General features: G+C 60.3%; 15 protein-coding genes. 6 read left to right on the top strand and 9 right to left on the bottom strand.

Annotated features, from left to right (window positions below; genetic code table 11):
* Positions 1 to 5 precede the first annotated feature (5 nt).
* The 4 genes from gatB (at position 6) to KSS91_RS04630 (ending at position 3,478) form a co-directional block, all read left to right on the top strand.
* Positions 6 to 1,451 (top strand): Asp-tRNA(Asn)/Glu-tRNA(Gln) amidotransferase subunit GatB, encoded by a 1,446-nt coding sequence (gene gatB / locus KSS91_RS04645; RefSeq protein WP_217837192.1) that lies wholly within the window; start codon positions 6 to 8, stop codon positions 1,449 to 1,451.
* Between the two features lie 163 nt (positions 1,452 to 1,614).
* On the top strand, positions 1,615 to 1,989 hold the full coding sequence (locus KSS91_RS04640) for a septal ring lytic transglycosylase RlpA family protein (RefSeq protein ID WP_008051680.1): 375 nt from the start codon (positions 1,615 to 1,617) through the stop codon (positions 1,987 to 1,989).
* A 50-nt stretch (positions 1,990 to 2,039) separates the two neighbouring features.
* Positions 2,040 to 3,101: a calcium/sodium antiporter gene (locus tag KSS91_RS04635; protein WP_217837191.1), complete on the top strand. Its 1,062-nt coding sequence runs from the start codon at positions 2,040 to 2,042 to the stop codon at positions 3,099 to 3,101.
* Entirely contained in the window at positions 3,098 to 3,478 is a 381-nt protein-coding gene (locus KSS91_RS04630; RefSeq protein WP_015093483.1) for a carboxymuconolactone decarboxylase family protein, read from the top strand. The genes KSS91_RS04635 and KSS91_RS04630 overlap by 4 nt, the downstream gene beginning before the upstream one ends.
* Before the next feature lie 156 nt (positions 3,479 to 3,634).
* Here the strand turns inward: KSS91_RS04630 and KSS91_RS04625 are convergent, their stop codons facing one another.
* The 9 genes from KSS91_RS04625 to KSS91_RS04585 form a co-directional block, all read right to left on the bottom strand.
* A complete protein-coding gene (locus KSS91_RS04625; RefSeq protein ID WP_217837190.1) occupies positions 3,635 to 4,576 on the bottom strand; it encodes an AEC family transporter in 942 nt (313 codons plus the stop codon).
* Positions 4,577 to 4,735: 159 nt separating this feature from the next.
* On the bottom strand, positions 4,736 to 6,289 hold the full coding sequence (gene garD / locus KSS91_RS04620) for a galactarate dehydratase (RefSeq protein WP_217837189.1): 1,554 nt from the start codon (positions 6,287 to 6,289) through the stop codon (positions 4,736 to 4,738).
* Positions 6,290 to 6,300: 11 nt separating this feature from the next.
* Positions 6,301 to 7,674 (bottom strand): MFS transporter, encoded by a 1,374-nt coding sequence (locus tag KSS91_RS04615; protein WP_217837188.1) that lies wholly within the window; start codon positions 7,672 to 7,674, stop codon positions 6,301 to 6,303.
* A gap of 188 nt (positions 7,675 to 7,862) precedes the next feature.
* Entirely contained in the window at positions 7,863 to 9,308 is a 1,446-nt protein-coding gene (locus KSS91_RS04610) for an aldehyde dehydrogenase family protein (protein WP_217837187.1), read from the bottom strand.
* Positions 9,309 to 9,367: 59 nt separating this feature from the next.
* Positions 9,368 to 10,279, bottom strand: coding sequence for a 5-dehydro-4-deoxyglucarate dehydratase (kdgD, locus tag KSS91_RS04605; protein WP_007981458.1), 912 nt, complete (start codon positions 10,277 to 10,279; stop codon positions 9,368 to 9,370).
* Between the two features lie 419 nt (positions 10,280 to 10,698).
* A complete protein-coding gene (locus KSS91_RS04600; RefSeq protein WP_015093478.1) occupies positions 10,699 to 11,448 on the bottom strand; it encodes a FadR/GntR family transcriptional regulator in 750 nt (249 codons plus the stop codon).
* Between the two features lie 194 nt (positions 11,449 to 11,642).
* Entirely contained in the window at positions 11,643 to 13,370 is a 1,728-nt protein-coding gene (locus KSS91_RS04595; protein ID WP_015093477.1) for an ABC transporter ATP-binding protein/permease, read from the bottom strand.
* Positions 13,371 to 13,467: 97 nt separating this feature from the next.
* On the bottom strand, positions 13,468 to 14,028 hold the full coding sequence (locus KSS91_RS04590; RefSeq protein ID WP_007973041.1) for a response regulator transcription factor: 561 nt from the start codon (positions 14,026 to 14,028) through the stop codon (positions 13,468 to 13,470).
* Positions 14,021 to 15,283 (bottom strand): ATP-binding protein, encoded by a 1,263-nt coding sequence (locus KSS91_RS04585; RefSeq protein ID WP_102698840.1) that lies wholly within the window; start codon positions 15,281 to 15,283, stop codon positions 14,021 to 14,023. The genes KSS91_RS04590 and KSS91_RS04585 overlap by 8 nt, the downstream gene beginning before the upstream one ends.
* Before the next feature lie 387 nt (positions 15,284 to 15,670).
* Here KSS91_RS04585 and KSS91_RS04580 point away from each other — a divergent pair, with 387 nt between their 5' ends.
* Both KSS91_RS04580 and KSS91_RS04575 read left to right on the top strand, forming a co-directional pair.
* Positions 15,671 to 16,387, top strand: coding sequence for an SIMPL domain-containing protein (locus tag KSS91_RS04580; protein ID WP_015093475.1), 717 nt, complete (start codon positions 15,671 to 15,673; stop codon positions 16,385 to 16,387).
* A 447-nt stretch (positions 16,388 to 16,834) separates the two neighbouring features.
* Positions 16,835 to 18,460, top strand: coding sequence for an ABC transporter substrate-binding protein (locus tag KSS91_RS04575; RefSeq protein WP_007973045.1), 1,626 nt, complete (start codon positions 16,835 to 16,837; stop codon positions 18,458 to 18,460).
* The last annotated feature ends 112 nt before the right edge of the window (positions 18,461 to 18,572 follow it).

Genomic DNA, 18,572 nt, shown 5'->3' with positions numbered 1-18,572 from the left:
CACACATGCAATGGGAAGTCGTGATCGGGCTGGAGATTCACACCCAGCTCACCACCCGGTCGAAAATCTTTTCCGGTAGTTCCACCACGTTCGGTTCCGAGCCGAACACCCAGGCCAGCCTGATAGACCTGGGCATGCCCGGCGTGCTGCCGGTGCTGAACCAGGAAGCGGTGCGCATGGCGGTGATGTTCGGTCTGGCGATTGACGCCGAGATCGGCCAGCACAACGTGTTCGCCCGTAAAAACTACTTCTACCCGGACCTGCCCAAGGGCTACCAGATCAGCCAGATGGAATTGCCGATCGTCGGCAAGGGCCACCTGGACATCGCCCTGGAAGACGGCACGGTCAAACGTGTCGGCATCACCCGCGCGCACCTTGAAGAAGACGCCGGCAAAAGCCTGCACGAAGAATTCAGCGGCGCCAGCGGCATCGACCTGAACCGTGCAGGCACGCCGTTGCTGGAAATCGTTTCCGAACCGGACATGCGCAGCGCCAAGGAAGCCGTGGCTTACGTCAAGGCGATCCACGCGCTGGTGCGTTACCTGGGGATTTGCGACGGCAACATGGCCGAAGGCTCGCTGCGTTGTGACTGCAACGTATCGATCCGTCCGAAAGGCCAGGCCGAGTTCGGCACCCGCTGCGAGATCAAGAACGTCAACTCGTTCCGCTTCATCGAAAAAGCGATCAACAGCGAAATCCAACGTCAGATCGAGCTGATCGAAGACGGCGGCAAGGTGATCCAGCAGACCCGCCTGTACGATCCGAACAAGGACGAAACCCGTCCGATGCGCAGCAAAGAGGAAGCCAACGACTACCGTTACTTCCCTGATCCGGACCTGCTGCCAGTCGTGATCGAAAACACCTTCCTCGACGACGTGCGCGCCACCCTGCCGGAATTGCCACCGCAGAAGCGCGAACGTTTCCAGGCGCAGTTCGGTCTGTCGGCGTACGACGCCAACGTGCTGGCCACCAGCCGCGAGCAGGCGGACTACTTCGAGAAGGTCGCAAGCATCAGCGGCGACGCCAAGCTGGCGGCGAACTGGGTGATGGTCGAGTTGGGCAGCTTGCTCAACAAGCAAGGCCTGGACATCGAACAGTCACCGGTTTGCGCCGAGCTTCTGGGCGGCATGCTGCTGCGCATCAAGGACAACACCATCTCCGGCAAAATCGCCAAGGTGGTGTTTGAAGCGATGGCGAACGGCGAAGGCAGCGCGGACGAGATCATCGACAAGCGCGGCCTCAAGCAAGTGACCGACACTGGCGCGATCTCGGCGGTGCTGGACGAAATGCTCGTGGCCAACGCCGAGCAGGTCGAACAATACCGCGCGGCAGACGAAGCCAAGCGCGGCAAGATGTTCGGCTTCTTCGTCGGCCAGGCCATGAAAGCCTCCAAGGGCAAGGCCAACCCGCAGCAGGTTAACGAACTGCTGAAAAGCAAGCTCGAAGGCTGATGAGAATGGAGCCAGCCCGGCAATCTGGCTCCATTCCCTTGTGGGAGCGGCGGTGCGACGATTCGACTTGCTCGCGAATGCTGTTCGGCACTCAACACAAAGTTGACTGTCAGAATGCATTCGCGAGCAAGCCCGCTCCCACATTTGTTTTTGGAAGCTTTAAATGAAGCGTCTACTTGGATTATGCGCCCTCCTCTCGCTCCTGGCCGGTTGCGCCAGCACCGACACCGTCGATCCGCATGGTTACGACAAAACCGGCGTGGCTTCGTACTACGGCGCCAAACACCAAGGCAAACGCACCGCCAACGGCGAGCGTTTCAACATGAATTCCATGACCGCCGCCCATCGCCAGCTACCCTTCGGTACACGGGTGAAGGTCACCAATCTGAATAACGACAAATCCTGCGTGGTGCGCATCAATGATCGCGGGCCGCACACCCGGGGCCGCCTGATCGACCTGTCCAAGGAAGCCGCCGAGCGCCTGGGCATGCTGCGCAGCGGCACCGCGCGGGTTCGCGTGCAAGCCCTCGACGACTGAGCGATGGAGCCCCGACCATTTTCGGACTAGCCGATTTACCCCTGATCAGCGTGATCGAATTGCTCAGCGGATTGCTCCTGCTGATTGTCGGCGCCGAATTGATGGTGCGCGCCGCCGTACGCATTGCCGCGCGGTTGCACATACGCCCGTTGATCATCGGCCTGACCATCGTCGCCCTCGGCAGCAGCGCACCGCAAATGGCGGTCAGCCTGCAGGCGACCCTGGCGCACAATGCCGACATCGCCGTCGGCAGCGTGATCGGCAGCAGCATTTTCAACATCCTCGTCACCCTCGGGCTGTCCGCCCTGATCATTCCTTTGCGGGTTTCCCGGCAACTGGTGCGCCTGGATATTCCACTGATGATCGGTGCCAGCCTGCTGGTGTTCGTACTCGCCTGGAATGAAGAACTGACCCGTGTCGACGGCGTGATGCTGCTGACGGCACTGGCGATTTACCTGGGGTTGCTGCTGCGCCAGTCGCGGCACTCTGCACGCCCGGTATCGAGCCATGACCATCATGCGCAAGCGCCATGGCTGAGCAGCCTGCTGATGATCGTCGCCGGGCTGGCGATGCTGGTGTACGCCGGGCACTTGCTGCTGGGTGCCGCGGTTGTGGTCGCCACCGATCTTGGGTTGTCGGAGCGGATCATCGGCCTGACCATCGTCGCCGTCAGCACCTCACTGCCTGAGCTCGCCACTTCGTTGATCGCGGCGATGCGCGGCGAACGTGATATTGCCGTGGGCAACGTGATTGGCAGCAACCTGTTCAACCTCCTGGGCGTGCTCGGCTTTACTGCCCTGGTGGCGCCATCGCCACTGTCGGTGTCGCCCAATGCCCTGGATTTCGACCTGCCGGTGATGCTCGGCGTCGCGGCGCTTTGCCTGCCGGTGTTCTACTCCGGCTACCGGGTGACCCGCGCCGAAGGCCTGTTGTTTCTGGGTTTGTACCTGGCGTATGGGCTGCACGTGGTGTCGTTCACCACCGGCATGCCACTGGCCGGCAAGCTGGAACACCTGATGCTGTTTTTCGTCCTGCCGGCGCTGGTGGCGTTTTTGCTGTTCACGTCGCTACGCGCCTGGCATCGCCAACACCATAAGAAGGAAGCCCCATGACCGAGAATAAAAAAACCGGCGTTGAAGTTCGTCGCCAAGTAATGGGCGACGCCTTCGTCGACCGCGCACTGGGCAACGCCACCGAGTTCACCCAGCCGCTGCAGGACTTTGTCAATGAACACGCCTGGGGCGGCGTGTGGAATCGCGAAGGCCTGCCGCTGAAAACCCGTAGCCTGATCACCCTCGCCGCCCTGACCGCGCTCAAGTGCCCGCAGGAATTGAAAGGTCACGTGCGCGGGGCCTTGAACAACGGCTGCACCGTGGAGGAAATTCGCGAGGCGTTGCTGCATTGTGCGGTGTATGCCGGCGTGCCGGCGGCGATCGATGCGTTTCGCGCGGCGCAGGAAGTGATCGACAGCTATCAGCAACCTGAGTGAGTCATTGAAATTCAGGTTGCCTGATCTGGCGCCATCGCGAGCAAGCTCGCTCCCACAGGGGGCTTCGGTGTGAACAGAGTTTGATTAACAACAACGAAACCTGTGGGAGCGAGCTTGCTCGCGATGAGGCCCTGAAGAACGCCACAAACTCCAGGGTCAGATCCACCCACCCCACTGCAACAAAAAGATCCCGACGTTGGTGGTGACCGCCGCCATCAGCGTGGTGATCACGATAATCGCCGCCGCCAGTTCATGATTGCCCTCGGCCGCCCGCGCCATCACAAAACTGGCAGCGGCGGTCGGGCTGCCGAAGTACAGAAACAGAATCCCCAGTTCCGCGCCGCGAAAACCCCACAACCACGCGCCCAGCGTCGCCAGCACCGGCAAGCCGATCATTTTCACCAGGCTTGAACTCAACGCCATGTTGCCGCTTTTGCGCAGCGCCGCCATGGATAGGGTGCCGCCGATGCAGATCAGCGCCAGTGGCAAGGTGGTTTGCGCCAGGTACTGGCCGGAGGTCTCCAGCCAGCCTGGCAAGCCGATCTTGAAATAGGCGAAAGGCGCCGCCGCCATCACGCTGAGGATCAGCGGATTGCTCAACACGCTTTTGCAGATGCTCCACGGATCGGACTTGATCACCGGGCTGTACACCGCCAGGACGATGGTCGACAGCGTGTTGTAAAACAGGATCACCAGCGCCGCGAGGATCGCCCCGAGGGAAATCCCGTAGTCGCCGTACATGCTGGCCGCCAGCGCCAGGCCGATCACCCCGTTGTTACCGCGAAAGGCGCCCTGGGTGTAGATCCCCCGATCTTCCCGCGGACACTTCCAGATCGCCCAGCCCCAGGCGATGGCAAAGCCCACCAGGGTCGCGAGGGAGAAATAGATCAGCAGCGCCGGCTGCAACGCCGCGTGCAGGTCGGCATGCAGAATGCCCAGAAACAGCAGCGCCGGCATGGTGACGTTGAACACCAGGGCCGACGCCGTGTGGATGAAATTGTCGTTGATCCAGTCGATGCGCTTGAGCAGCGCACCCAGAAACAGCATGGCGAATACCGGCGCGGTGATGTTCAGGGTTTCGAGGAATATTGCCAGCATGCCGGAGAGGACCTTGGGGTGGGCGTCGTTAGGGGGCTAATGATAAGCCACCAAGTCCTTCGGTGTCTGGTCGACCGCCTTCGCGAGCAAGCCCGCTCCCACAGGTTCAGCGCAATCCTTGTGGGAGCGGGCTTGCTCGCGAAGAACGATAACGCGGTCTCAGGTAATCGGCGCCGGGTTGAACAGGGTGATGTCGTTATGCAGCTTGTGCTGCTCCGCCCAGGTCTGCTTCTTGCCGCTGGCCACGTCCAGATAGTAGTGGAACAGCTCCCAGCCCAGCTCCTCGATCGATGCGCGGCCGGTGGCAATGCGCCCTGCGTCGATGTCGATCAGGTCCGGCCAGCGCTGCGCCAATTCAGTCCGGGTCGAGACCTTGACCACCGGTGCCATGGCCAGCCCATAAGGCGTGCCGCGACCGGTGGTGAACACGTGCAGGTTCATCCCCGCCGCCAACTGCAACGTCCCGCAGACAAAGTCGCTGGCCGGCGTCGCGCAGAAGATCAAGCCTTTTTCCTTGAAGCGCTCGCCAGGGCCGAGCACGCCGGTGATCGCGCTGCTGCCGGATTTGACGATCGAACCAAGGGACTTCTCGACAATGTTCGACAGCCCGCCCTTCTTGTTCCCCGGCGTGGTGTTGGCGCTGCGATCCGCTTCACCCTTGGCCAGGTAACGGTCGTACCAGTCCATTTCCCGCACGAGCTCCTGAGCGACTTCCTTGGTCTGCGCGCGGGACGTCAGCAGGTAGATCGCGTCGCGCACTTCGGTGACTTCGGAGAACATCACCGTCGCACCCGCACGCAGCAACAGATCCGATGCGTAACCCAGCGCCGGGTTGGCGGTGATGCCGGAGAACGCATCACTGCCACCACACTGCATGCCGAGAATCAGCTCGGACGCCGGCACGGTTTCCCGGCGACGTTGATCGAGCTTCTTCAAACGGATTTCGGCCAGTTCCATGATCTGCTCGATCATCTCGGTGAAGCCGTGGCTGGAGTCCTGCAAGCGGTACAGCCATGGCTCGCTCAAATCCACCGAACTGTCGTTCTCGTGCATCACCTGCCCGGCCTGCAATTTCTCGCAGCCCAGGCTGATCACCAGCGCTTCGCCGCCCAGGTTCGGGTTGCGCGCCAGGTTGCGCACCGTGCGAATCGGGATGTACGCGTCGGTGGCGGTGATCGCCACGCCACAGCCGTAGCTGTGGGTCAGGGCCACCACGTCATCGACGTGCGGATACTTGGGCAGCAACTCGGCCTTGATGCGCTTGACCGCATGGTCCAGCACCCCTGTCACACATTGCACGGTGGTGGTGATGCCGAGGATGTTGCGCGTGCCGACGGTGCCGTCAGCGTTGCGATATCCCTCGAAGGTGAAACCTTCCAGCGGTGCTTGCGCGGCGGGCACGTCGGTGGACAGCGGCAGGCTGTCCAGCGGTGGCGCGGTCGGCATGCGCAGTTGATCTTCCTTGACCCAGCTGCCGCGGGGAATCGACTGCAAGGCGTAGCCAATGACCTGGCCGTAGCGAATCACCCGGCCACCCTCGGGAATGTCTTCCAGGGTGACCTTGTGGCTCTGTGGCACGAAGTCCACGGTCACCAGGCCGTCCGCAAATTCGGTACCGGCCGGTACGCCCTGATCGTTGACCACGATCACTACGTTATCCCGCTCGTGCAGGCGGATGTAGCGCGGCGAGTCGGAATGTTCAATCAACTGCATGACGCCGCTCCTCAGGAATGCGCTTGAGACAATTTGCCAGGGGCTTCAGAACCATTTGCGGGAGGCTCTTTGAGCACCACACGCTTGATCGGGCCTACGATCACCAGGTAACTGAACACCGCGACCAGCGCGTTGCAACCGACGAACACCAGCGCCCACTTGAACGAACCGGTGGAGCTGATGATGTAGCCGATGACGATCGGGGTGGTGATCGAAGCCAGGTTACCGAAGGTGTTGAACAGGCCACCGCTCAGACCGGCGATCTGCTTGGGCGAAGTATCGGACACCACGGCCCACCCCAGTGCGCCAACGCCTTTGCCGAAGAACGCCAGGGCCATGAAGCCGACGACCATCCATTCGACATCCACGTAGTTGCAGGCCACGATGCTGCTGGAAACCAGCAGGCCCGCAATGATCGGCGCCTTGCGGGCGAAGGTCAGGGAATGGCCTTTGCGCAACAGGTAATCGGAAATCACCCCGCCTAGCACACCACCGATGAAGCCGCAGATCGCCGGCAAGGACGCGATGAAACCGGCCTTGAGGATGGTCATGCCACGCTCCTGCACCAGGTACACCGGGAACCAGGTCAGGAAGAAGTAAGTGATGCCATTGATGCAGTACTGGCCCAGGTACACGCCGAGCATCATGCGGTTGGTCAGCAGTTGACGGATGTAGTCCCACTTCGGACCGTCGGTCTTGTTGCCTTTGCCTTTGCCTTTGTCCTGGTCCATGTCGACCATGCCGCCGTTGTCGGCGATGTGCTTGAACTCGGCATCGTTGATCATCGGATGCTGGCGCGGGCTGTAGATCACCTTCAGCCAGATCCCGGAGAAGATGATGCCGATCACGCCCATGACGATGAACACATGCTGCCAGCCAAAGGCGTAGACAATCCAGCCCATCAGTGGAGCGAACAACACGGTGGCAAAGTATTGCGCCGAGTTGAAGATCGCCGAAGCGGTGCCGCGTTCAGCGGTCGGAAACCAGGCTGCGACGATGCGCGCGTTGCCGGGGAAGGATGGCGCTTCGGCCAGGCCCACCAGAAAGCGCAGCATGAACAGCGCAACCACGGCTGTGGACATGCCGAACTCGCCGACATAACCCTGCAGGACGGTGAACAGCGACCAGGTGAAGATGCTCAACGCGTAGATTTTTTTCGAACCAAAACGGTCCAGCAGCCAGCCGCCGGGGATTTGCCCGGCCACGTAGGCCCAACCGAATGCGGAGAAGATGTAGCCGAGGGTAACGGCGTCGATGCCCAGGTCTTTCTGCAGGCTGGAGCCGGCGATTGCGATGGTAGCCCGGTCGGCGTAGTTGATCGTGGTCACCAGAAACAGCATGAGCAGGATCAGATAGCGGACGTGAGTCGGCTTGGTCGATTGCATGTAGATGTACTCCCACTGATTATTTTTATGCGGGTAATAACGGTGCTTTGTGGGAGCGAGCTTGCTCGCGATGGTCGTCAACGATGACGCTGGGCATCAGGCTGCACTTCGCAATCTCGAGACCATCGCGAGCAGAGCTCGCTCCTACAGGGGGCGCGGTATCGTTGCCAATACCGCGGTGTTTCTTGTTACGAACCGATGTAGCTGGTTTTCACGACCGTGTAGAACTCTTGCGCATAGCGACCTTGCTCACGTGATCCATAGGATGAACCTTTACGCCCACCGAACGGAACGTGGTAATCCACACCGGCGGTCGGCAGGTTGACCATCACCATCCCGGCCTGGGAGTGGCGCTTGAAGTGGTTGGCGTATTTCAGCGAGGTGGTGGCAATGCCCGCCGACAGCCCGAACTCGGTGTCGTTGGCCATGGCCAGCGCAGCTTCGTAATCGGCGACGCGGACGATGTTGGCCACCGGGCCGAAGATCTCTTCGCGGCTGATGCGCATCGACGCTTCGCTGTCGGCAAACAGGGTCGGCGCGAGGAAGTAGCCCTCGGTGTCACAGGTCACCAGACCACCGCCGCTGACCAGTCGTGCACCTTCGGACTGGCCGATGTCGATGTACTTCATGTCCTGTTCAAGTTGCGCTTGCGAGACCACCGGACCGATGTCGGTACCGGCCTTCAACGCATGGCCGACCTTGATCGACTTCATGCGCTCGGCCATGGCTTCGACGAACTTGTCGTGGATGCCGGCGGTGACGATAAAGCGACTCGAAGCTGTGCAACGCTGGCCGGTGGAGTAGAACGCGCTCTGTACCGAGAGCTCGACCGCTTGTTTGAGGTCGGCATCGTCGAGAATGATCTGCGGGTTCTTGCCGCCCATTTCCAGCTGCACCTTGGCCTGACGCGACACGCAGTTCACAGCGATCTGACGACCGACACCGACCGAACCGGTGAAGCTGATGCCATCGACTTTCGGGCTGTTGACCAGCGCTTCGCCGACTACGCGACCGCTGCCCATTACCAGGTTGAACACGCCTGCCGGGAAACCGGCGCGGGAGATGATTTCCGCCAGGGCCCAGGCGCAACCCGGAACCAGGTCCGCCGGTTTGAGCACGACGCAGTTACCGTAGGCCAGGGCCGGGGCGATTTTCCACGACGGGATCGCGATCGGGAAGTTCCACGGCGTGATCAGACCGACCACACCCAAGGCTTCGCGAGTGACTTCAACGTTGACGCCCGGACGCACCGACGGCAGATAGTCGCCGGACAAACGCAGGCATTCACCGGCGAAGAACTTGAAGATGTTGCCGGCGCGGGTCACTTCACCGATGGCTTCGGGCAGGGTCTTGCCCTCTTCCCGGGCCAGCAGGGTGCCGAGTTCTTCGCGACGGGCAAGGATTTCAGTGCCGACTTTATCCAGGGAATCGTGGCGCGCCTGGATGCCGGAAGTGGACCACGCCGGGAACGCCGCACGGGCAGCTTCGATGGCAGCGTTGACCTGGGCCAGATCAGCCTTGGCGTAGTCGCCGATGGCGTCGCTCAGCTCGGACGGGTTGATGTTGGTCGAGTAATCGCTGGCTGCGACCCATTCGCCATTGATGTAGTTATCTAAACGCTTTGCATCTGCCACGAGATGTTCTCCTCACGCAAAAAGCCGCTGATCGCTCAGCGGCCCTGGTTTATCGGGTGTTACTGCGCGCCCTGCTTGTCGATCAGCGCGGCGAGCATTTCGTACTCTTCGCCGGTCAGATCGGTCAGCGGTGCACGCACGGGACCGGCGTCGTAGCCGGCAATTTTTGCCCCGGCCTTGACGATGCTCACGGCATAACCGGCCTTGCGGTTACGGATGTCCAGGTACGGCAGGAAGAAGTCGTCGATGATCTTGCCGACGGTGGCGTGATCTTCGCGAGCGATCGCGTGGTAGAAGTCCATCGCGGTTTTCGGGATGAAGTTGAACACCGCCGAGGAGTAGACCGGTACGCCCAGTGCCTTGTAGGCCGCGGCGTAGACTTCGGCGGTCGGCAAGCCACCCAGGTAGCTGAAGCGATCACCGAGGCGACGACGGATCGACACCATCAACTCGATATCACCCAGGCCATCCTTGTAGCCGATCAGGTTCGGGCAGCGCTCGGCCAGGCGTTCCAGCAGCGGCGCGGTCAGGCGGCAGACGTTACGGTTGTAGACCACCACGCCGATGTTGACCGATTTGCACACGGCTTCAACGTGGGCGGCAACGCCGTCCTGGCTAGCTTCAGTCAGGTAGTGCGGCAGCAGCAACAGGCCCTTGGCGCCCAGGCGCTCGGCTTCCTGTGCGTATTCAATGGCCTGGCGGGTCGAACCGCCCACGCCGGCCAGGATTGGCACGCTGGTGGCGCAAGTGTCGACCGCAGTCTTGATGATTTCCGAATATTCGCTGGCCGCCAGAGAGAAGAACTCACCGGTACCGCCCGCGGCGAACAGCGCCGAGGCGCCGTATGGGGCCAGCCATTCGAGACGCTTGATGTAACCCGCGCGATTGAAGTCGCCCTGAGCATTGAAATCGGTGACCGGGAAAGACAGCAGACCGGCAGAGAGGATGGACTTCAGTTCTTGTGGATTCATTATTCGAACACCCTGGATAGCGACGTTGTGTGAGATAACCGTTCAGCCTGCGCCGAAGTTGTAGGTCATCGTACAACTTAAAATACAACCGTCAACTGCATTTCATCGCTGGGGGTGAAATTTGTTCGACACGAATACGTACAACCCTTGTTTTATTGGCTTACGCGGAAAAAGACAGGGATGATCACACCTCGAAAAACAGGTGCTCAGGAGATACGTTGTCGGAGGATTGTGGCGAGGGATAAGTACAACAGAGGCTGACTGAAGGTTTTGTGGGATGGCTTACTTTCGCGAGCAAGCCCGCTCCCACATTTGAGTTTCTGCGAACTCACAATTTGTGCACGACACAGATCAAGTATGGGAGCGGGCTTGCTCGCGAAGGCAATCTGTCAGTCCAACACAGGATTGGATCAGTACACTCAGCCCCGCTGCGCCTCAGCCTCTTCATGGGCATGGCGCAACCGTTCACGACTGTTGGTCAGGTGCAAACGCATGGCGGCCCGCGCCGCATCGGAATCCTGGCGGGCGATGGCGTCGTAGATTTCCTCGTGCTCACGGCTCAGACGCCCCATGTAGTGCTGCTGGTCGTCATGGGCCAGGCGCGCGGAATTCAACCGTGTGCGCGGGATAATACTGGTGCCCAGGTGGGTCATGATGTCGGTGAAATAACGGTTGCCTGTGGACAGCGCTATTTCGAGGTGAAAGGCGAAGTCCGAAGCCACGGCGTCACTGGCGTGGGCGGCGCTTTCATTCAACGCATCGAGGGCGGCGCGCATGTTGGCCAGTTGTTCCGGACTGCGACGTTGCGCCGCCAGGCCGGCGGACTCCACTTCCAGGCTGATGCGCAACTCCAGGATCGCCAGCACATCGCGCAAGGTCACCACGGTCGCCGGATCGATACGAAAGCCACTCGGGCTCGGCGTGTCGAGCACGAAGGTGCCGATGCCATGGCGGGTTTCCACCTGGCCGGCCGCCTGCAGACGGGATATCGCTTCGCGCACCACCGTGCGGCTGACACCATGGGCATCCATGATGGCCGACTCGGTGGGCAACTTGTCGCCACGCTTGAGATGACCGTCGCGGATCTGCTCGGACAGCACCGTCACCAGTTCCTGAGCGAGGCTGCGGCGCTTGCGTGGGAGGCGTGGTGTGTCGATCGGGTTTTCCATGGTGAACATCGGTCTCGAAAAGTTCGGCGGCTGAAAGCGCATCATAGCGCAACGCGGTTGTACGATCACCACCGCCCCATGTAGGAGCGAGCTTGCTCGCGATGGAGGCTAACGATAACGCGTGCTTTCTGAATAAACGCGGCGCTTTCAAGTCCATCGCTAGCAAGCTCGCTCCTACAAGGAATCGGGGGTATTTACGCGGTCACGGCCTGGTCCACCAGATGGCCATTCTCGATACGAACGTGCCGCGGATGGAAGCGTTTGAGGCTGCTGCGATGGCCGACGCTGACAATGCTCAGCCCCGGCAATTCATCGATCAGCGCCTGGTACAGCGTGGCCTCGTCTTCTTCGTCCATCGCCGAGGTCGCTTCGTCCATGTACAGCCATTGCGGTGCATAAAGCAGCGCACGGGCAAAGGCCAGGCGCTGCTGCTCACCCGGAGATAACATGCGCTGCCAGTGGTTGGCTTCGTCGAGACGGGCAATCAGGTGCGGCAAACGACAGGTTTCCAGCACCTGCACGTAGCGCTCGTTCGGATAGGTATCGCCGGGCTGTGGATAACTGAGGACATCACACAGGGTGCCAATCGGCAGATACGGTTTTTGCGGCAGGAACAGGTAACGCGCCGATGGCAGGCGAATACTGCCATGGCCGGCCGGCCACAGATGCCCCATTGCCCGCAGCAGTGTCGACTTGCCGCTGCCGGAGCGACCGCTGAGCATCACGCGTTCGCCCTTCTCCACAGTCATGTCGGCGTTGGTCAGCAGGTGACGACCGTCCGCCAGGTCGAGGCCGAGGTTGTGCACCTTCAGGACGGAGCCCGAATTCTGCACGTCGATCGCTGGCGCACGCTCTTCGTTGTCACGCATGGCCTGGTGGAAGCTCAGCAGACGATCACAGGTGGCGCGCCAGGAAGCGAGGCTCTGGTAGGCGCTGATGAACCAGCTGAAGCTTTCCTGCACATTGCCGAACGCCGAGCTGATCTGCATCAGTTCGCCCAGTTCGATCTTGCCGGAGAGGTAACGCGGCGAGGCAACGATGAACGGGAAGATGATGGCTGCCTGGCTGTAACCGGCGGTGAAAAACGTCAAGCGCTTGGACACTTTCATGATGTCCCAGAAGTTATGCCAGACCATCCCGAAACGACTGCTCAACCGACGATTTTCGTTCGGCTCGCCGTTGTACAACGCGATGCTTTCGGCATTCTCGCGAATCCGCACCATGGAGAAACGCAGGTCGGCTTCGAAGCGTTGTTGTTGGTTGTTCAGACCGATCAGGCGACGACCGATCAAATGCGTCAGCCAACTGCCCACCACGGCGTAAACCAGCACGCACCAGAACATGTAGCCGGGAATCGTGATGCCGAACACTTCGATACTGCCCGACACGCCCCACAGAATGATCGAGAACGACACCAGGCTGACGATATTGCGCAGCAGCCCGATACCCAGCTCAAGGGTATTGGAGGTGAAGTTGTTGAGGTCTTCGGAAATCCGCTGGTCCGGGTTATCGGTGTAACCGCCCTGCTCCAGCTGGTAGTAGTTTTTGTCCGCCAGCCAACGGCTGAAATGCTTTTCGGTGAGCCACGCCCGCCAGCGGATCGTCAGCATCTGCGTCAGGTAGAGCCGATACACCGCGCCGACGATCGCCACCGCCGCAATCGCACAGAAATACAGGATCAGTTGCCAGAATGCTGCCTCGTCCTTCTTTTGCAGGGCGTTATAGAAGTCCTTGTACCAGGTGTTGAACCACACCGAGATCCCCACGCTGATCAGCGACAGCGCAATCACCGCGATCAGCAGTGTCCAGGCCTTGACCTTCTCCTCACTGCGCCAGTAAGGCGTGATCATCGCCCACACTTTGCGAAAAAACTGCCCGCGCACGGCGTCGTTGACCGCGGAATACTCAGCGTTCTGATTCATGGATAAGGCTCGATAAAGAAAAGAACACGCACGAACCGATCATAGATGATCGGTCCGGTTTGTCGCGAGATACGGCCCGCATTCGTTCAGCGCAGGTTCAGCGGCGAACGGGACGCTTCTGCAGTTTGCGCTGCAGGGTGCGGCGGTGCATGCCCAGGGCGCGGGCAGTGGCGGAGATGTTGCCTTCGTGCTCGGTCAGCACGCGCTGGATGTGCTCCCACTGCAGGCGGTCCACGGACATCGGGTTTTCCGGCACCAGGCTGTCGAGATCGGCGTGTTCGGACAGTAGCGCCGCCAGCACGTCGTCGGCGTCCGCCGGTTTGCACAGGTAGTTGCAGGCACCGCGCTTGATCGCCTCGACAGCGGTGGCAATGCTCGAATAACCGGTGAGGATCACCACGCGCATTTCCGGGTCCATTTCCAGCAACTTGGGCAGCAGCACCAGGCCCGAATCGCCGTCCATTTTCAGGTCCAGGGCGGCGTAATCCGGCAGATCGGCCTTGGCCAGTTCCAGGCCTTCTTCGGCGGAACCGGCAGTACTGACGCGAAAACCGCGGCGAGCCATAGCGCGGGCCATGACGCGGGTGAATGTGGCGTCGTCATCGACCAGCAACAAATGCGGCAGTTCTTCGCCTTCGACTTGGATCTCTTCACTCATGTTCGTCTCCTCGGGCGACACGGGGAAGGCGCAGCTCGGTGAGTGTGCCGCCTTCCTCATGACTGTAGAGTTTCACTGAGCCGCCGGCGCGTGTCACGCTGGCCTTGCTCAAAAACAGGCCCAGGCCGAAACCTTTGCCCTTGGTGGTAAAAAACGGCTTGCCGATTTGCTCGGCGATGGCCAGCGGTACACCGGCGCCATGGTCACGGATGCTGATGGTGAGATTTTCCCAATCCCAGTCCAGCGTCACCTGCAGCCCTTCGGGGCAGGCATCGGCGGCATTGTTCAGCAGGTTCAGCAACGCCTGGGTCAAGTCCGGCGGCGGCGCCATACGGGGTACAGGGCCCTGGCCGAGGCGCTGGAAGCGATAGCTGGCTTCCGGGCGCATCAGGTGCCAGCGATTGAGGGCTTCATCAAGCCAGTCGGTGACGTCCTGCATCTCCACCGCCAACCGGCGATTGGCCTCTGCGGCGCGCACCAGATGCTGCAAGGTCTCTTTACACAACTTGACCTGATCCTGCAGCACGCTCAGGTCATCCTGCAACATCGGGTCAGGGTGGTCCTGACGCATTTCCTTGAGTAGCACACTCATGGTCGCAAGCGGCGTACCCAGTTCATGGGCGGCACCAGCGGCCTGGGTGGCGACGGCCAACAGTTGCTGATCGCGCAGGCCTTCTTCGCGACGAATGGCGCGCAGCTCTTCCTGACGACGCAGTTCTTCGGCCATGCGCGCGGCGAAAAACGTGATGACCGCAGCCGCGAGGGCAAAACTCAACCACATCCCGTACACCTGCAGGTTTTCCCGGGCGATGGGGAAGGTTTGCAACGGATAGAACTGCGCCAGCAGCAGTGTGTACATCGTCAACGCGATACCCGAGAGGATCACCGAATAACGCCATGGCAACGTCACGGCGGCAATGGTCAGCGGCACCAGGTAATAGGAGACGAAGGGGTTGGTCGAGCCACCGGAGAAATACAGCAATGCGCTGTGGATAAACAGGTCGCAAGCCAGTTGCACGGCGTATTCGAGCTCGGTCACCGGCCACGAGGTACGCAGGCGAATCGCTGTGAACACGCACAACAGCATCGAGCAAGCGAGGGTCGCAGCCAGTTGAAACCAGGGCAGAGGCAACAATTCGAGCCAGTAGGCCAGGCCCACGGAACCGGCCTGGGCGGCCAGCACCAATGTGCGGATGAATGTCAGCCGCCAGAGGTTCTGGCGAGTGGCGGAAGTGATTTGAACGGGGGCGAGCATGAGCTCTCCTGATGAGCGCTCCAGGCGGATCGCAGGGAGTATAACCAAGCGCGGGGGCTGACAGGCAAAAGTGCGGCAAACGGCCACAGTCATTGGCGTGGAACTGCGTGCAATGAACTCTGTGGCGAGGGGGCTTGCCCCCGTTGGACTGCGAAGCAGTCCTAAAACCTGCCGCCGCATTTTATCGGTTGAACCAAGTGAGGCAATCTGCGACTGCTTCGCAGCCGAACGGGGGCAAGCCCCCTCGCCACAGCAAGCTCGCACCTACAAAAGGCCGCATGCATCTGTATAGAAGTTGTAACTGTGCGAACCAGAGCATAAAAGCTAGAGTCTGATGGTTTCACGCAGGCCCGGACCATACCCCTGCGCACCTTTCAAGGAGCCTTCATGCACACATTCCGCCGCAGCGCCGCCCTCCTCGCCCTGAGTCTCGGCACCGTCGCCAGCCTCCCGGCCCTGGCCGCCGACGAACTGCATTACAACCAGATTTCCCTGCGCGCCGAAGTCAGTCAGGAAGTGGCTCGCGACCTGATGATCGTGACGCTCTACACCGAAGAACAGAACAGCGACCCGGCCAAACTCGCCGCCGACGTCAGCACCACCATGAACAAGGCGCTGGCCCAGGCCAAGCAGGTCAAGGACATCACCCTGCGCCAGGGCAGTCGCAACAGCTACCCGATCTACGACACCAAGGGCCAGAAAATCACCGGCTGGCGCGAGCGCGCCGAATTGCGCCTGGAAAGCTCGGACTTCGCCGCGCTGTCGAAGCTGACTGGCGAGCTGCTCACCGACCTGAAAATGGGCGGCATGGACTTCGCCATTGCCACCCCGACCCGCAAGACCAGTGAAGACGCCCTGCTCAAGGACGCCGTGACCGCCTTCAAGGCCCGCGCCCAACTGGCCACCGATGCCCTCGGCGGCAAAGGCTACAAAATCGTCAACCTGAACCTCAACAGCAGCGGTTATCCACAGCCTTACCTGCGCGCGCCGATGATGATGAAAGCGGCCGCCATGGACGCCGCCCCCGTGACGCCGGATGTCGAAGCCGGCACCAGCCAGGTCAGCATGACCGCCGATGGCTCGATTGAAGTGCTGATGCCTTGAATCGATAGCCCGTAGACATAAACGGCGATCATTAAAATGATCGCCGTTTTTTTTGGCAGTTTTCAGGCATGAGCTATAACTGGATAGGTCCACCCGAGAAATGCCGTCGATTGGCCACTATCGGTGCAACAATAACCACTCTTATTCACGCCATGCCCACCCCAGCAGCCGGGGTATGAATAAGTAACACCCCCGCCCCACGCGGGAGCAACCCGAGCCGGGCGCGCACCGTAAAAGTGCGTCACTTGCACCGTAAAAACGCCGCGCAAACGGTCAAATGCGTCAGGAATTATACAAATGCGACATTAAGGTACGTTCGTGCCACCGTTTAAGGCTTGTAGTCACTCTGGATCTTGCATTGGGTATGGCCCCTGCATAAGTATCCGCAGGCACGACTCACGAGGTCGTCCTCTAATTCCAAAAATGACAACAAATCATGAGGCCACCATGCTTAAACAAGCGGTCATTCCGTTTTTAGTCGGCGCCAGCCTGTTGGCTAGTGCACCGTTCGCTCAAGCTGCGACTAACCTGGTGTTCTGCTCCGAAGGGAGCCCGGCCGGTTTCGATCCAGGTCAATACACCACCGGAACCGACTTCGACGCCTCTGCAGAAACCATGTTCAACCGCCTCACCCAGTTCGAGCGCGGCGGCACCGCTGTCATTCCAGGTCTGGCGACCAGTTGGGACGTCTCCGATGACGGCCTGACCTACACCTTCCACCTGCGTGAAGGTGTGAAGTTCCACACTACCCCGTACTTCAAGCCGACTCGTGAGTTCAACGCCGACGACGTGCTGTTCACCTTTAATCGCATGATTAACAAGGATGACCCGTTCCGCAAAGCATACCCGACCGAATTCCCGTACTTCACCGACATGGGGATGGACACCAACATCACCAAGATCGATAAAGTCGACGACAAAACTGTCAAGTTCACCCTCAAGGACGTTGATGCCGCGTTCATCCAGAACATGGCCATGAGCTTCGCCTCGATCCAGTCCGCCGAGTACGCCGCCCAGCTGCTCAAGGAAGGCAAGGCCGCCGACATCAACCAGAAACCGGTGGGCACCGGCCCGTTCGTGTTCAAGAGCTACCAGAAAGACTCCAACATCCGCTACACCGGGAACAAGGACTACTGGAAGCCTGACGACGTGAAGATCGACAACCTGATCTTCGCCATCACCACCGACCCGTCGGTACGTATCCAGAAGCTGAAGAAGAACGAGTGCCAGGTCACCCTGTTCCCTCGTCCGGCCGACCTGAAGGCGCTGAAAGAAGACAAGGACCTGAAACTGCCTGACCAGGCCGGCTTCAACCTGGGTTACATCGCCTACAACGTGATGCCCAAGGTCAAGGGTCAAACCGATGCCAACCCGCTGGCCGAGCTGAAAGTTCGCCAGGCACTGGACATGGCGGTCAACAAGCAACAGATCATCGACTCCGTGTACCAGGGCGCCGGCCAACTGGCCGTCAACGCCATGCCACCGACCCAGTGGTCTTACGACACCACCATCAAGGATGCGCCGTACAACCCTGAGAAAGCCAAAGAGCTGCTCAAGGAAGCTGGCGTGAAAGATGGCACCGAAATCGTTCTCTGGGCGATGCCGGTACAGCGTCCATACAACCCGAACGCCAAACTGATGGCAGAAATGCTGCAGTCCGACTGGTCCAAGATCGGCCTCAAGGTCAAGATCCAGAGCTACGAGTGGGGCGAGTACATCAAGCGCTCCAAAGGTGGCGAGAACCAGGCGATGCTGATTGGCTGGAGCGGTGACAATGGTGATCCGGACAACTGGCTGAACGTGCTGTTCGGCTGCGACTCGCTGGAAGGTAACAACTTCTCCAAGTGGTGCGACAAGAAGTTCGACGACATCGTCAAGCAGGCCAAGCGCACTTCCGACCAGGCCAAGCGCACCGAGCTGTACAAGCAGGCGCAACACGTCCTCAAAGATGCAGTCCCAATGACACCTATCGCTCACTCGACGGTGTTCCAACCCATGCGCGCCAACGTGCAGGACTTCAAGATCAGCCCATTTGGCTTGAACTCCTTCTACGGCGTCAGCGTCAGCAAATAAGGTTTTGCAACGGCGACGTTTCTGACGTCGCCGTTGCTTTATCTACCGAGCAAGCAGGAATTTGCCTACATCCAAATCCGCAGCTGACTACAGCATCGGGTGAGGACGCGTC

Origin of the sequence: Pseudomonas azerbaijanorientalis (assembly GCF_019139795.1) — a bacterium.
In the GTDB taxonomy this organism is placed as follows: domain Bacteria; phylum Pseudomonadota; class Gammaproteobacteria; order Pseudomonadales; family Pseudomonadaceae; genus Aquipseudomonas; species Aquipseudomonas laurylsulfatiphila.
Note: the sequence above shows the minus strand (reverse complement) of the source record. Positions and strands in the feature narration are given on the sequence as shown.